The sequence below is a fragment of the Pinibacter aurantiacus genome (genome assembly GCF_019130065.1).
Lineage (GTDB): Bacteria > Bacteroidota > Bacteroidia > Chitinophagales > Chitinophagaceae > Pinibacter > Pinibacter aurantiacus.
Map to the genome: position 1 here is coordinate 563,060 of NZ_JAHSPG010000001.1, position 16,115 is coordinate 579,174.

The 16,115-nt window shown below is 42.8% G+C and carries 9 protein-coding genes; 5 read left to right on the forward strand and 4 right to left on the reverse strand.

What is annotated here, in order from left to right; all coding sequences use genetic code 11:
* Position 1: 1 nt before the first annotated feature.
* Positions 2–814 (forward strand): GIN domain-containing protein, encoded by an 813-nt coding sequence (locus tag KTO63_RS02065; RefSeq protein ID WP_217789460.1) that lies wholly within the window; start codon positions 2–4, stop codon positions 812–814.
* Between the two features lie 124 nt (positions 815–938).
* On the opposite strand, the gene KTO63_RS02070 is transcribed toward KTO63_RS02065, so the two are convergent.
* The 4 genes from KTO63_RS02070 to KTO63_RS02080 all read right to left on the reverse strand — a co-directional run bounded on the left by KTO63_RS02070 (position 939) and on the right by KTO63_RS02080 (position 7,793).
* Positions 939–2,129 carry an efflux RND transporter periplasmic adaptor subunit gene (locus tag KTO63_RS02070; RefSeq protein ID WP_232372988.1) on the reverse strand — a complete coding sequence of 397 codons (1,191 nt, stop codon included), beginning with the start codon at positions 2,127–2,129 and terminating at the stop codon, positions 939–941.
* A gap of 13 nt (positions 2,130–2,142) precedes the next feature.
* Positions 2,143–6,462, reverse strand: coding sequence for a CusA/CzcA family heavy metal efflux RND transporter (locus tag KTO63_RS02075; RefSeq protein WP_217789461.1), 4,320 nt, complete (start codon positions 6,460–6,462; stop codon positions 2,143–2,145).
* A gap of 173 nt (positions 6,463–6,635) precedes the next feature.
* Positions 6,636–6,953 carry a DUF6660 family protein gene (locus KTO63_RS26500; RefSeq protein ID WP_394371614.1) on the reverse strand — a complete coding sequence of 106 codons (318 nt, stop codon included), beginning with the start codon at positions 6,951–6,953 and terminating at the stop codon, positions 6,636–6,638.
* Positions 6,954–7,064: 111 nt separating this feature from the next.
* On the reverse strand, positions 7,065–7,793 hold the full coding sequence (locus tag KTO63_RS02080; RefSeq protein WP_217789462.1) for a hypothetical protein: 729 nt from the start codon (positions 7,791–7,793) through the stop codon (positions 7,065–7,067).
* Between the two features lie 793 nt (positions 7,794–8,586).
* Here KTO63_RS02080 and KTO63_RS02085 point away from each other — a divergent pair.
* From KTO63_RS02085 to KTO63_RS02100, 4 genes are read left to right on the forward strand one after another with little or no spacing between them, the layout of a single operon-like run.
* Positions 8,587–11,613 carry a SusC/RagA family TonB-linked outer membrane protein gene (locus KTO63_RS02085; protein WP_217789463.1) on the forward strand — a complete coding sequence of 1,009 codons (3,027 nt, stop codon included), beginning with the start codon at positions 8,587–8,589 and terminating at the stop codon, positions 11,611–11,613.
* A gap of 43 nt (positions 11,614–11,656) precedes the next feature.
* Positions 11,657–13,009 (forward strand): RagB/SusD family nutrient uptake outer membrane protein, encoded by a 1,353-nt coding sequence (locus tag KTO63_RS02090; RefSeq protein WP_232372989.1) that lies wholly within the window; start codon positions 11,657–11,659, stop codon positions 13,007–13,009.
* Positions 13,010–13,045: 36 nt separating this feature from the next.
* Positions 13,046–14,392 carry a DoxX family protein gene (locus KTO63_RS02095; protein ID WP_217789465.1) on the forward strand — a complete coding sequence of 449 codons (1,347 nt, stop codon included), beginning with the start codon at positions 13,046–13,048 and terminating at the stop codon, positions 14,390–14,392.
* Positions 14,393–14,423: 31 nt separating this feature from the next.
* Positions 14,424–16,103, forward strand: a complete 1,680-nt coding sequence (locus KTO63_RS02100) for an MFS transporter (RefSeq protein WP_217789466.1) — start codon at positions 14,424–14,426, stop codon at positions 16,101–16,103.
* The last annotated feature ends 12 nt before the right edge of the window (positions 16,104–16,115 follow it).

A 16,115-nucleotide genomic window follows, 5' to 3' on the forward strand; every position in this document is an offset into this window, starting at 1 on the left:
CATGAAACTTTCGTCAAAAATATTGCTGGCAACTTTTTTATTAATGATCGCCGCCGTTCTTTCCTCAAACATGATTTTAAAAAAACAATATGACCAGATTGACAAATCGGACATCTACTGGACCTACGATAAAATACTTGAGAGTCCTTTCAGGCATCTAAAAATAACAGGAGGAAACAGCACTAATATCTACTACGAGCAAAGCGAAAAACCTTCCGTGCGCGTTTCTCGTGATTGGGTCAACTATCATGGCGGCCATATAAAAGCAGAAGTAAAAAACGACACTTTGTTTTTGAGTTTCGACCAGTCACCCGCAAACGGATTCGAAAAGTTTTGGCTGCAAAATGCAGAACCGGTGCGAATTTTTTCTCCGGAACTTCTATCAGTTACAGGCAACAATACAAATTTTGAGATGCAAAAGCTCAGGCAGAAAACCCTTACCGTAAATATGAGTGGCCACTCCAGGTTTGAAGTTGAAAGCCTTTGGCCCGACATGGATTCAATCAACATTACACAAAGGGATTCAACCAAAGTCGTATTTGAAATGTCGACTGATTACAGGAAATCATCGCCAGATGCTCAACCCAAAGGCAAAGTTGTTGTTCATAATATAGCTGGTGTCCGATCTGCTGAAATTACTGCACCTCCCACTGATTATAACGGAGGCATGACGATTCGTTCAGTGACTGCCGACATAAAGGGACATTCAATCCTCGATATTGGACATGCACAAATTCAAAACCTGCAGTTGCAGATTCAAGACACTTCTGCAATTGTGTTGTCTGGGAATGCTTTGAAACTAAGTAAACAATAAGGCTTAGTATGACCGATAAAACTTTTGCCAGGAAATCCATTTCAGTTGTTCATCGATTGTACTGCAAATAAGTGATAATAGAAATCCACTATCACTTATTTGCGTTTGTTGTCATACCTTACAATCACTCCTCGTGCTCACCAGTGTTTGTCATTTTTGCCAAAACAAAAAACGCACCTTTGGTTACCACTTTTGTCTCCACCGGAATTTGTTTTAAAAGCGTAATCGCTGTATATCCTACATCAGTCGTTCCTTTAGCTACAGGTACTTTTTCAAAAGTCACCATTTTCTCCGGCTTTTCACTTTCACCCGTAACAATGAAAATGTAATCCTGCCCTTGTTGCGTAACTATTGCGTCTGAAGGCACGGCAGGCGCAGTGTTCTTGTCAAGACTAATCACCGCAGTAATATTCATACCGTCAATTAGTCCTGTTTTATTGCCATTCACCTGAGCGTGAACGGTAACGGCTTTGCTTTCTCCTTCAAAAGATGAACCCAGTGAATATATCTCTGCATCATATTCTTTACCGGGATTGTTGGTTAGCGTAAAATGAATGACCTGGTTTTCGCGCAACTTCGAAAGATCTTTTTCATACACGAACAGGTCAACATGTAAGTGACTGTTGTCCACAATATCAGCAATGCTTGTGCCGTTGCTAACGAAGCTGCCAATCTTAACCACTACATCGCTTACCACGCCGGCAATTGGGCTTCTGATTGCTAAAACAGAATTCAACTTATCACTGGTTAAGCTCTGGGGATTAATGCCCATTAACTGGATCTGGCTGGCAAGTGCGGCTTTACGTGTCTTTAATGCTTTAAGCTGTGCGTCTGCGGCCTGCAGGTTTTTTAATGCACCGGCATTACCTTCATTCAATTCCTTTTGCCTGCTGTACTCCTGCTCTGCCAATACAATCTTTGGTGCAAGGCTCAGGTATTCTTCCTGTGATTGTATGAATTCCGGGTTGGCAATGGTTGCGATGATCTGATCTTTCGTAACCGAATTACCCGGCTGAACGAGCAACGATTTTACAACACCGCTATACACTGAACTAATACTTGCCTTGTTTTGATTGGGCACTTGCAGTACTCCATTTGCTTTCAGTGACGATGTCAATTGTTTGTTTTCTATTGTTCCTGTTTCTATGCCAATTGCTTTTATCTGCGCCTCCGTGAGCGTTGCGGTATTTTCCTTCCCTGCTTCAATGTGAGTATCTGCTTCGGTTTGCTTTGCCTCCTCATTTCTATTGTTGCCGCAAGAAGCAAACGCTGCCGCTATGAACACCCCTTGTATAATGAATAAAAACTTTTTCATCCCTTTGATTTATTTATTGATTGATGAAATAATAATATTGAATAACTGAATGATTATATGAATTCAGGTTTTCGAGATAATTGCGCCGGATATCGATGGCCTGTGTTAAAAATTGCGATAGCTCAGCAAAGCTGATTTCTCCCGAACGATATGCCAACGTTGAAGCTTTGATGATTTCACTTGCCTGTTTGAGACCTGTTGACTCATAGAAATCCAGAAGCGCATTGTTCTTTTCCACCTCTTTTTCTGCCTGCGATCTTTCCGTAGCAAATAGCTGCGAGTCCAGCTCATATTGTGTTTGCTGTACGTTTGCTTCTGCTTGAGATGCTTTCAGTTTATTACCATAAGCCTTCATGCCAAACAAGGGAAAAGTTGCGCTCACAGAAAATCCTGAGTACGGATCGCTTAGTCCATACAATCTTTGACTAAAGAAACGCCCCGAAAACTCCGGCCTGTTTTCATTCCTGGTAACATTCACTGCGGCTTGCGCAATTTTTATATTTTGATTTTGCAATTGAATGACCGGGTGCGTTGAATCGTTCGCTGCAGCGTGCAAAACCAATTTCTCCAATGCTTTGTTTTGTGGAAGTATAGCCTGTTCGCTATTCAGCAACTGCATTAAAAGTTGTTGCTGTATTTTTTGCTCACTATAACTCTGTTGTAACATTGCCTGCAATTCTCTTAACCGAACATTTGCTGCAATGCTGTCCAAACCCGGACTATCACCCGTTCTTGCTTTTAAAACGGCGGCATCCAAAAGCGATCTGTAAATACTATCGAGCGATAAAAACAGTTTTTGTTTATCTTCTAAATACCAAAGCTGATAGTACACATCCCTCACATTCTTTTTGAGTTCTGCATCAATCGCGGAAGTTCTTGTTTGAAAATATTTTAGCTGCTCCGTGTAGTAATTCTTTTGTGCTTTGTACAGTCCAGGCCATGCTACACTTTGTGATAATCCTATTTTCAATATGCCGCTTTTATCACTCGGCCTCAGGTCTTCATTCTCGGCAAACACGCCTGTTTTTGGCAGCATGCCGGAACTTTTAATAAGCAACTGCCCTTTGTTTATCTGCTGCTTATTTACTTCATACTGCAGATTTGCTTTTGAAGAAGTCAGTACTTCATCAATGCTCAAACGCTTGCTCACAGGCTGTTGCGCCCACGTTGAATTGAAAGAGAAAGTAGATACCAACAGAAGAATAATTGTTACAACCGGCTTCATCTTAATTTTGGTCTTGGTTGAAAAAAGAATGTATAACAGAGGCAGCACGATCAACGTGAGAAACGTTGCGGTTATAAGACCACCGATCACTACTGTTGCTAATGGCTTTTGCACTTCTGCCCCTGCACTGTTAGAAAGCGCCATGGGTATAAAGCCCAGGGAGGCTACCAGCGCTGTCATCAACACTGGTCTTAGCCGCAGGCTGGCTCCTTGTTTCACACGTTCCAAAACATCGCTTACTCCTTCCTTTTCAAGTTGGTTGAATGTACTGATCAACACAATACCGTTAAGCACTGCTACGCCGAACAAAGCAATAAAACCAACACCCGCGGAAATGCTGAAAGGCATGTCCCTCAGCAACAATGCGAAAACGCCGCCAATTGCACTCATTGGAATAGCGGTAAAAATTAGTAGCGATTCTTTCAGCGAACCGAATGTGAAGAACAGCAACAAGAAGATAAGTGCCAATGCAACGGGCACAGCTATTTGTAAACGAGCCGATGCTTTTTGCAAATTTTCAAATGTGCCACCATAGGTGTAGTAATAACCCGATGGAAGCAAGTTGGCTTTTGATAATTTTGTTTGTATTTCTTCTACAATGCTTGCGACATCCCGTTCCTTTATGTTGAATCCAACTACTATTCTTCGTTTGCCTTCTTCACGGCTAATTTGCGCAGGACCTTCTTTAAAAGATACGACCGCTACCTGCGACAGTGGAATTTGCGTACCATCGGGCGTTGATACAAACAAATCAGATACATCCTGAATGGAGGAACGACTGGCACTATCTAAACGAACAACAAGATCAAATTTTCTTTCGTTTTCAAATACTACTCCTGCCGACTCTCCTGCGAACGCTGCCCTTACCGTGCGATTGATATCTTGTATATTCATTCCGTACGCTGCAATTCTTGCCCGGTCATATTGTATGGTAATCTGAGGAAGCCCTACGGTGCGTTCAATCTGCGGCTCAGATGCTCCTTTTACAGACTTTACAATTTCTGCAACTTTCGGCGCCAGCGCTGCAAGCGTATCAATATTCTCTCCGAAAATTTTAACAGCAACATCCTGACGAACCCCTGTCATCAATTCATTAAACCGCATTTGTATCGGCTGATTTATTTCAAAAAATACACCCGGAATAATCTGCAGTTTTTCTTCGATCATGCTTGCGAGCTCATTGTAATCCTTGGTAGATTTCCATTCTTTCTTTGGTTTTAATACAATGACCAGATCTGTCGCTTCAGGCGGCATTGGGTCCGTAGGAACTTCTGCAGAGCCTGTTTTGCCCACTACCATTTTTACTTCAGGAAACGTCTTGACGATCCGGCTCGCCTGCATGGAAGTTTCAACACTTTGGGAAAGCGAAGTCCCCTGCGGAAGAATGCAGTGAAACGCATAATCTCCTTCTTGTAGTTGTGGAATAAACTCACTTCCCATTCGTGTAAAAATGAAAATGGCAACACCAAAAAGAATGGCTGTAATGGCGACTATTAACTTTCTGAATTTAATACTCTTGTTAAGCAAAGGTTGATACCAACGAAGAAAGACATCCATCATCTTGTCGGAAAAAGTCTTTTTATCTGAATAACTTTTTGGGAGAAAAAGAGCAGACATCATAGGTATGTAAGTAAGCGAAAGGATCAATGCACCAAGAATAGCGAAGCTTACAGTCTGCGCCATCGGCCTGAACATTTTTCCCTCTATACCGGCAAGTGTAAGAATGGGAATATAAACGATCAAAATAATGATCTCACCAAAAGCGGCACTGGTGCGGATCTTAGAGGCAGATTCATACACCTCTTCATCCATCTCGGCCTGCGAAAGTCTGTGCCTCGATTTCCTTATAGCAAGATGATGCAAGGTTGCCTCTACAATGATCACCGCTCCATCTACGATCAACCCAAAGTCAATGGCACCAAGACTCATAAGGTTGGCACTCACGCCAAACGCATTCATCATACCAAGCGCAAATAGCATCGCCAGCGGAATAGCAGAAGCCACGATTAACCCTGCGCGAAAATTTCCCAAAAACAAAACAAGCACGAATATGACGATCAACGCACCTTCAATCAGATTTTTCTTTACCGTGTTAACAGCGTGGCTTACTAAATCTGTTCTGTCCAGAAAAGGTTCTATCACCACATCTGCCGGAAGCGCTTTCTTGATGGTTACCATTTTATCTTTCACTCTATTTACCACGGCTGCGCTATTCGCACCTTTCAACATCATTACGATTCCGCCTACTACTTCTTTCTCTCCATTATACGTAACAGAACCATATCGCACCGCACTGCCCAGCTGAACAACTGCAACATCCCGCACAAGAACCGGAATGCCATTGACTGTTTTAATTACAATACTCTTGATGTCGTCTAATGAAGAGACCAATCCGATACCCCTGATAAAATAGGCATTTGGTTTCTTATCTATGTAGGCTCCTCCAGTGTTTTCGTTATTCTTTTCAAGCGCAGAAAATATCTCGGCAATGGTAACATTCATCGCTTTGAGTCGCGCCGGATTAACGGCTACCTCATATTGCTTAAGCAATCCGCCAAAACTGTTTACCTCCGCAACTCCGGGTGTTCCATATAATTGACGGGCAACGATCCAATCCTGCATAGTGCGCAGATCCATCGCCGTGTATTTATTCTCAGCACCTTCCTTGGGATGTAAAATATACTGATACACCTCTCCAAGCCCTGTGCTCACGGGCGCAAGCTCAGGCTTTCCAATACCTTTCGGAATCTTTTCCTCCGCCTCTTTCAATTTCTCATTAATGAGTTGACGCGCAAAATAAATATCCACCGCATCGTCGAAAACAACGGTTATCACAGATAGTCCAAACCTTGAAATAGAGCGCATCTCAACAAGATCCGGCAAATTAGCAAGGCTCTGCTCAATTGGATATGTAACCAATTGTTCTGCTTCCTGTGCGGCAAGCGTGGGCGTTTGAGTAATTATCTGAACCTGGTTGTTCGTAATATCAGGTACTGCATCAACCGGCAATTTTGTAGCACTCCATATTCCCCAAATGATGAGCGCCACTGTCATAATACCAATGACCAATTTATTCTTTATACTAAATTGAATGATTTTACTGAGCATTGTTGTTGTGATTTGTGAGAGAAAACAGTATGCTAAATGCTGAACGCCCAACGCCTAACGCCTAACGCGAGGCCCCGAACGCGAGATATACCATCATGTGAGGCCACCCGCGTTAAGCGTTAGGCGTTCAGCATTAAGCATACAAAGAATCAATAAATTAAATCGGGAAGTAACTACACCAATTGAGGAGGTTGCCAAACAGGATTTGATCTCTCAAGTAAATTGTCTTCAATCAACGATTGAAAATGTGTAAATGAAGAAAAGGTATTGAAAGAAAAGAAAGGAATACTCTGTGTTACTAAATGAATGGAGCAACATGAGCAATGACAAAAAGGTGAACAGGAATCCTCGTGGTCATTATGTGTTTTGTCTGAAGTTTTCGTGAGCTCCGTTTTCGCCTTACCATCCTTCGTAATAGCATCACAGTCAGCGCAAGGCAGGCAGCTTAGCGTCAGGACAAGAATTGCCATTATGAAGGTTAACAATTTCATTACACGCGAAACTAATAGTTTAAGCGAAAACTCACACAAAATATTGAATATTTATAATTTACCTATTGTTGCAATTTCCTACCAAACAAATAGTTAGCTAACAAAAATTATTTACAGCAGCGCCTTTTCAATTATCTCGCTCTCGTCGCAGTAAATGCTTTTCCATTTACAATCAGTAAAATAATCGATGCAACCCAATGATAAAAATGCACCATCCACATTTGCCAACGTGTAGCGCAAAATGAATGTTGCAGCGCCGGTTTCTGATATCATTACGTTATCACATTTCACCCAGGGCGCCTTGAAATGGAAGTAATAGCAATCATGCAGCTGCTCCTTTATTTTTCCAACGGCACCGGTTATTTTTTCCCGCGCTTCGTCTTGCAATAACTCATCTTTAATAATGATTGAAAAATTATTGCAGTAGAAGTTTTCATTGCTGGGATTACTCCTCAATTTTCCATCACCATAGATGCAAACCACGATCTCCGGAAAAACATAATTCTTGATCGCAGTTGTTTTCTGTGGTACCCAAAAATCAGTATGGCAATGATTCCAGCCCTCTGTTCCAACATACTTCTCAAGCCAGAGGAAATCTTTTTTCCCATCCATGGCCATTTTCCCAAACGACAAATATCCCTTTGAACCCTTGCTGGACTGGAAAGTATTAATAGAAGGTTTCTGACTGGCAATGGAAAAAATTTCACCCAACCAGGGTTGTATCTTACTAAACTTTTCCGGATTCAGGAAAATGTCGGTGAAAGCCACTGGCTTAATCGGAAAAGTATAAACGGAGTAAATCATTTCCTGTCCGAGTAAATTGTATTCTGTAAAAGTCATTTTTAAGATTATTGAAACGACCACCTGCCTTGGATAAGCGGCCTTGTTTGGATTGTTTTGACACAATCGAATTGATCATAAGCCAATTTATACAATTTTTGATGAAAATGCCAACTACACTTCTCGTGTGTAGATGGCCGTTGATATCAACATCAGTGCCTGTATGTATAGTGATTAATTCATTAGGAAAAGTTTCTAACGAGCCTGATTGGCATTTACTGTAAATAAAACCTTATGCAAAAGCGCACAAAGAGTACTTCTTATAATTTTCCGGGTGCTTAAAAAAAGATAAATAAAATAATAGTCTATTTATTTGGTGGACTATACAATTTAAGATAATATTGTGATTCATTAGTCATCTGAACTATATTATGAAACACAATAGTTCCTACAATAAGAGGATTTTAACCAGCTACTTTTATCAATTGCCATCCCACTCCGTGGCAATCGTAACAACATGCTACTGTTGCGATTGCACGTGCTGTTAATGCTGCACTTTATCACCCTTGATTATACTATACCGTAATAATTGTCACTCTTATTTTTAACGGTAAATAATTATCACCATAAATATGCTGAACCAGGAATATAACCAATATTCATGGGCTCTAACGATGCGTAACATTCGCGGGTTATCATCGGAAAGCTTTTGGATATGCGAGTTCTCTTATAAAAGATATCGCGCGGGACCATAAAAGACAGGCGCACAAAAAAGCCAGGAACTGTTCGCGCAGTCCTGGCCCGGAAATAACAAGGCTTCGCGGCCTCATTACTAATAACCAAAGCAAACATAATGAAAAAATATGTACTGACGGGGCTATTGCTCCTGTCCGTCCTATCGGTAATTTTCGCCCAAAAAATTGAACCTCTTATTAATTCTACTCTTAACGGAAGAGTACTGGATCGCAAAACAAATCTACCTTTAAGCGGCGCAGACGTTCAAATAAAAGGCACAACGCATGAAGTGGTAGCCGACAATGAGGGCCGCTTCAATTTCAGAACGGGTCAAAAATTTCCTTACATACTTATTGTTTCACACGTAGGATATGAAACACAGGAAATTACCGTAACCTCCAGCACAATAGAGATCCAGCTTAAAGAAACATCCAAAGGTCTTGAAGAAGTTGTTGTAGTGGGTTATGGCACATCAAAAAGAAAGAACCTGGTAGGTGCCGTAACCAAAGTAAATGCAAGTGAACTCAAAGACATTCCTGCAGGCGGCTTCGATGCACAGCTGCAAGGTAAAGCAGCGGGCCTGCAAACAACCACCACTTCGGGCGTACCAGGCGAAAGTGTAACAGTTCGTCTTCGCGGTGCAACGTCTATCAATGCAGACAACACGCCACTATATGTAATTGACGGCGTGTTTGTAAACAGCACGAGTTTACAAACGGTAAGTACAGGCGGTAAATCAACGTCGCCTATTTCAGACATCAATCCTTCGGACATAGAAAGCGTTGAAGTGCTGAAAGATGCGGAGGCGACAGCATTGTACGGCTCACGGGGTGCAAATGGCGTTATCATTGTTACTACCAAACGCGGTAATTTCAGCGATGGCACACGCATCAACGCGCAGGCTTCACATGGCTATGCATGGGCTCCTCCTTTATGGAAATTAACCACGGGCCCAGAACACGCAACGCTGGTAAATGAATATTTTACAAACATTGGAGGAAAACTACCTTTCACCGGCGATGTGCTTAATCCTGCGGCATCAAGTGGTCGCGGCACTCCCGATTTGCAAAAAACTTATGACAGACTGGATGAAGCTTTCCAGACTGCCAACCTTAGCAACTACAACCTCTCTGTTGCATCAGGCAACAAAGCGACGAGGTTCTATCTTGGCGCAGGTTACGACAAGCAGGAATCCATTCTCAAACCCATAAGTTTTGATCGTGCCACATTCAAATTCAACATTGATCATAAGATAAGTTCTATCGTGCAAATAGGTAGCAGCAACACGCTTACACGCACACACAGGAACCAGGGAAGAGCCGGCGACGGCCCTGCAGGTGGTATTCTGCAAGCTGCCTTGCATACACCTACTTACCTGCCTCCTACCAATGACCAGGGTGTACTGGTGGGACGTGCGGGATTTGATAACCTCACGCTGTTATTGCAATACTATGACGTGAATGCTGTGAGCTTGCGATATATTGGTAACGTATATGCCGATGTACAAATTCTTCCTGATCTGAAATTCCGCACAAGCTGGGGCGTGGACTATGACAACTACAAAGAATCTGAATACTGGAACAGTTTGCTGATTGCCGGAAGCCCTTCTGGTGACGCCACTTCCAGCATATCTGCCAATGCGAGCTGGTTGAATGAACAAACACTTACCTATCGCAAAAAACTGGGCAAGCACAACTTTGGTGTACTTGTTGGGAATACATTGCAAAGCAATACTTTCGAAAGAACGTTCCTCGATGGAAAAGGTTTCGCGAATAACTCGTTCACAAAAATTTCGGCTGCCTCTGTAATCACAGGAACACAAAACTGGAGCCAGAATACGCTCGCATCTTTTTTTGGAAAAATTGATTACACTTTTGATGACAAGTATATCATCAACGCCAGCCTTCGCGCCGATGGTTCGTCAAAGTTTGGCCCGCAAAGAAAATGGGGATACTTCCCTTCTGTTGGCGCAGCGTGGCGCGTGAAGCAGGAAAAATTTCTTAGAGATGTTGCTGTGATCAGCGACCTCAAATTGAGAGCCAGCTATGGTATTACAGGAAACCAAAACGGCATTGGTGATTTTGCTTCGCAAGGTTTGTGGACAGGCGGTTCTTCTTACAAAGACACTGCTGGTATTGCACCTCAACAATTGGCAAATGACAATTTGCAGTGGGAAAAAACAAGCCAGTTCAACATTGGTACTGATGTTTCTTTTTTCAACGGAAGACTTTCACTGGAAGCAAACTATTATTACAAATACACCAGCGACGGATTGCTGCAATTGGCAAGACCTGCCACTACAGGTTTCAGCACTTACTGGAGCAATGCCGCAGAGATCAGCAACAAAGGATTTGAACTTACGATCAACAGCATCAACATCCAGAAAAAGAATTTCACATGGTCCACCAACTTTAACGTAGCGCAGAATATCAATAAGATCGAGAAGCTGGCAACGCCATTGCAATACGGAAGCCGCAACCTTATTCTGTTGCAGCAGGGTACTCCAATGTATTCCTTCTATCTCTACAAACAATTGTATGTTGATCCGCAAACTGGTAACGCTATTTATCAGAAGGCAGATGGCACACAGGGTATGAATCCTAAAGCAAGTGACAAACAGATCATGGGAAGTGTGTGGCCAAAATTCTTCGGAGGTTTGGGCAATGATATTACACTGGGCAACTTCGACTTTAATATCTTCTTCTCCTTCCAATACGGCAACAAAACATACAACCACAACCGCTTCTTTGGTGAAGGCGGCGGTGCAAGAGATGCAGCAAGGGTAATCTTCGCGAGTGATCTTGCTCGCTGGCAAAAACCGGGCGACATCACAGATGTTCCTAAAGCTGATGGTGTAAACGTAAACAACTACCTGGATGCGGGCAGCCGCTGGCTGGAAGATGGCAGCTTCGTTCGCCTGCGCAATGTTACACTTGGCTATTCATTTCCTAAAACGCTCGTTAAGAACATCGGCTTAAGAAATATTCGTGTATACGTTACCGGTAGCAACCTATTCCTCATCACCAAATACAGCGGCCCCGATCCTGAATCGGCTGCGAACAGCAACCAAAACCAGCCGGGCATAGACCTTGGTACGCCACCTCAACCACGCAGCGTACAATTCGGTATCAATGTAGGCATCTAAAACAGAATATCCACCTGGCACATGCCAGTAAAAAAATATGACCATGAAATTTCGCAATTATATACTATCGGCAACTGTTTCACTTTCCCTTGCTTCCTGCCAGAAATTTTTGGAAGTACAGCCAAAAGAATCCGTTTCCGATGAACAGACAATATTTGATGTTACCTCTGCAACAGAAGCTGTGCGCGGCATTTACAACGCATTCGCAAATGGCAGTTATTACGGCACCAGCTTCCAGTCAATCGGCTATCTGTCCGGCGACAATGTGCAATGGACAGGTTCACAATCACAAGTACAGGAATTCATCAATCACAATGTGAGATCTGATAACTCCACAATCAGTGCGGCATGGGGCCAAATATATGTTGCCATTAACCGTGCAAATAATGTGATTGATAAAGTGCCTACACTGCAAGACCCTCATTTTAGTGAAGACAATAAAAATCAATTACTGGGCGAAGCTTATTTTCTAAGAGCTCTCGCTTACTTCGACCTCGTACGTACATGGGGTGGCGTGCCACTTATCCTGAAACCGACATTAACAGCTACAGACAATTCAGGCGTTGCAAGAAGCACTAAACAGGAAACCTATGCACAGGTTTTGAATGACCTAAACAAAGCAGAAGCATTGCTCCCGGCTTCTACCAATCGCTACCGTGCTACGGCAAAAACTGTGTGGGCATTGAAATCCCGCTACTATCTGTACCAGGGAGATTGGGCAAAAGCGGAGTCATATGCAACCAAAGTAATCAGCGATGTAACGAACTATCAATTGAAGTCGCCTTACAATTCTTTTTTTGCGAATGGCGCAAGAGGCACGGTAGAATCAGTATTTGAGATCTATTATAATGGAACCACAGAAACCAACGGCCATGGCGGTCAGTGGTTGCCTCAAACTTTAGGCGGCACAAGACAATGGGCACCAAACGATGCATTCGTTGCTCTGGCAAACAATGCTACCATCGGAGGCAATCGCAGTGCGCTTGTTGCAAAAGATAACCAGAACCGCTGGTATGGCACATTGTACCCGAGCACTACTTCCTCCGCTTCATACGTGATAAGGATCGCGGAACTCTTTCTTATCAGAGCTGAAGCAAGGGCGCAACAAAATCTTCTTACCGGAGCAAGCGGTGCATTGTTCGACTTGAATGCAGTACGTGCAAGGGCTGGCCTTGATGCAAGCACGGCTACAACTCAGGCAGATGTATTATTAGCGATAGAGAATGAGCGTCGTGTGGAATTTGCATTTGAACCTCATCGCTGGTTCGATCTTGTGAGAACAAACAGAGCCGCTGCTGTGCTGGGCGTGACAGATACCACTAAATACATTCTGCCACTGCCAAGTCAGCAAGTACTACTCGATCCTGCACTCAAACAAAATCCCGGCTATAACTAAACAAATATTCTTAACAATTGCTAAAAGTTCATCATTATGACTACAGCCTCCACTTCTGCTGATTCACCTGTATGGACGAATGTTGAAAAGATCGTGTTCCGCATCTTCTTCATCTATTTTTTCATACAAGCCATTCCTGTTGACTGGAAGTTTTATCAACAACTTTTTTCCATCAACTGGGCGTCGCTTCATTACGGGGACATCTTCACACTCGCCCACTATTCGCCACAATTTACAGGCGATGGATTTGGCAACTGGTTGTTCATTTTTCTTCTTGCCGTTATAGGCGCAACGGCGTGGACCATCACCGATAAGAATCGTACAACAAATTATGATCGTCTTTACTACTGGATACGAACCGTTGTGCGCTATCGTTTGGCCATAGCCCTTGTCGCTTACGGGCTACTGAAAGTTTTCAATCTGCAGTCTCCTTATCCTTCACTCAGTAATTTGAACACGGCTTACGGAGATTTCAACAGGTGGAAATTGTTCTCCCTAAGCCTCGGCATTGTTCCTTCCTATGAATTTTTCCTCGGCCTTGTCGAAACAACGTTTGGTTTACTTTTATTATCGAGAAAGACTGCGTCCATTGGCGCTTTCCTTATCCTTGTATTTACGGGCAACGTGTTTGTTTCGAACATCGCGTATGATGGCGGACAAGTGGTGTATAGTTTTTACCTGATCACACTTGCATTTTTTGTTATTGCACACGATCTGCAACGCCTCTTCAACTTGCTTATTCTTCAAAAACCGACTGCACCACATAAGTATATTCCTGCGTCTGAGAAACCATGGCAAAAATATTTGCGCATCGGATTGAAGAGTTTTGCGGTGTTCTTCTTCGTGATATTGTATGGGGTAAAAACATGGTCAGGATCGCATAAAGACAGTTATCAATACCCTAATGCCAAAGGCCTTGCTGGCGTGAGCGGCATCTACAACGTAAGCGAATATCGCGTGAACGGACAAGCGCTTCCCTATTCACAAACAGATCCCCGCAGATGGAAAGATGTCGTGTTTGAAACATGGAACACAGTAAGCATCCGCTCCAGCAGGCCGGTACAGATCGACTCTTCCAACACGGACCGACTTACAGAAGCAGACAGCCTGAGAACGTACGAACTCGAAGGCTCCGGTGGCAGACACTATTACAGCTATGATGCAGACACGGCAAGTCATGCGCTTGTATTGCACAACAGAAATAAGAACTATGCGAGCGAGACGCTTCATTTGACTTACGCAAAAACAGATGGAAAACAAATTGTTCTTACCGGCACAGATCAAAACAATGATTCGTTGTATGTAGTGCTGGATAAGATCGACAAAAAGTATCTGTTGAAGGAAGCGGCAAAACAACATCGCGGCAAAGCATTAAAGCTCTGATCAACTGTTATAAAAAATAAATAGCAATATCATGTCAACAATAGAAGCCATTAGAAATACTCCTTACACAGACTCGCTGCCACAAGAGGCACCCGAAGCTGTGAATAAAAAGCAACTGAAAGAAAAGCTTTCTGTATGGAAACCTTATCAACGTTTCCTTTTTCGCATTGCTTTCATATTCTTCATCATTTTGTCTATCCCCAATAGCTGGGGTTGGTATAAATTGGTTGCACACATCGACTGGACAAGCCTGCACTACCGCGACCTCTATGATATCGCACGCTTCAACTCCGGTATCACGTGGTTCGGCAACAAAATATTTGGAAACTCTTTGCTGGGTTATGCAGTATGGATCAACACCTTACTGTTTTCCATCGCAGCTGCATTAGTTTGGACATTTACCGCAAAGGCACTAAAAAAAGAAAGACAGGAATACAACACTGCCTATTACTGGCTTCGTGCCATTGTGCGATACAGAGCAGCAATCGGTATTATCGGTTTTGGTTTCACGAAACTATTGCCGGTTCAAATGCCTTATCCTTCACTTGGTGTGCTCAACACCGATTTTGGAGATCTCACTTCTCAAAAGATCTATTGGTTATCCATCGGTATAGTGCCGTGGTACCAGGTGTTTGCGGGTGTTGTTGAATTGACCGCAGGCACATTGCTATTTTTCAGAAGAACCACAACATTGGGAGCAATATTGCTTTTCGGAGCATTGGGAGATATCGTGTATGTGAACTTTGCATACGATGGTGGTGTACATGGATACAGCAGCTATTTTGTATTGCTTGCGGGCTTTCTATTGATCAATGATCTTCCAAAAATATACAACCTCTTTATCCTCGAACGTTTTACTGTTCCCGTAAATTTTTATCCTGCATTTCCAAAATGGTTGCGCCTTACACGCGCAACATTAAAAAGCGCAACGATATTAATTTTCCTAGGTGTACTTTTCTATCTGCAGTTCATCAACTGGAGATATGATCCATACAAACAACCTTCTGTTGCCGGTGTGAAAACTTTAAGAGGAAATTATACTGTAAGCGAATTCCGCATCAACAACAAAGTGATTCCTTATTCTCCTCTAGATACTGTAAGATGGAACGAAGCAACGTTCGAAAACTGGACCACGCTTACCTTCAGAGTGAACAAGCCTAACCCACTCGATCTTTCGAATGGTGGTGGCAGCCCTCAAAGAGACTTGTATCGCACGTTTGAACTTACCGGCGTAGGTGGAGGCCAAAGAGTATTCCATTACTATGCAGATGAACAAAACAAAACACTTTACCTGCAGGATAAATATAAAGCACGACGCGGAGGTGGCGAAGATGGCGATTATACAGGTGATCCGGACCCATCATCCAATAATGAAAGTGCAGACAAAGGCAAAGGCAAAAGGAATAGAGACAAAACCAAAATAGAAAAAGAAGAGGACAACTGGATACCTAAAGATGCACTCGCTAACATTGGCAACGAAGTGTACAAAATAGATAAGAATGCTATTTCTACCCGCAGAAAAAGAGAATTAAAAAATGTGCGTAATGACGAAAACAGAAACCGCATGGTTTTGAAATATGACACACAGGATGGTTCCAGGATTTTTCTGAGCGGCATCAATGAGAACAAGGATTCGATTTATGTGGTACTGGACAGGATCAACAGAAATTATGCATTAACTGAAAGCAGCCTCCAGGCTGGAAAATATTGAACAAACAGTGAG

Excerpts from the sequence above, each read along its gene's own strand:
- KTO63_RS02065 (WP_217789460.1), top strand. The coding sequence starts at position 2 with ATGAAACTTTCGTCAAAAATATTGCTGGCAACTTTTTTATTAATGATC.
- KTO63_RS02070 (WP_232372988.1), bottom strand. The coding sequence starts at position 2,129 with ATGAAAAAGTTTTTATTCATTATACAAGGGGTGTTCATAGCGGCAGCG.
- KTO63_RS02075 (WP_217789461.1), bottom strand. The coding sequence starts at position 6,462 with ATGCTCAGTAAAATCATTCAATTTAGTATAAAGAATAAATTGGTCATT.
- KTO63_RS26500 (WP_394371614.1), bottom strand. The coding sequence starts at position 6,953 with ATGAAATTGTTAACCTTCATAATGGCAATTCTTGTCCTGACGCTAAGC.
- KTO63_RS02080 (WP_217789462.1), bottom strand. The coding sequence starts at position 7,793 with ATGACTTTTACAGAATACAATTTACTCGGACAGGAAATGATTTACTCC.
- KTO63_RS02085 (WP_217789463.1), top strand. The coding sequence starts at position 8,587 with ATGAAAAAATATGTACTGACGGGGCTATTGCTCCTGTCCGTCCTATCG.
- KTO63_RS02090 (WP_232372989.1), top strand. The coding sequence starts at position 11,657 with ATGAAATTTCGCAATTATATACTATCGGCAACTGTTTCACTTTCCCTT.
- KTO63_RS02095 (WP_217789465.1), top strand. The coding sequence starts at position 13,046 with ATGACTACAGCCTCCACTTCTGCTGATTCACCTGTATGGACGAATGTT.
- KTO63_RS02100 (WP_217789466.1), top strand. The coding sequence starts at position 14,424 with ATGTCAACAATAGAAGCCATTAGAAATACTCCTTACACAGACTCGCTG.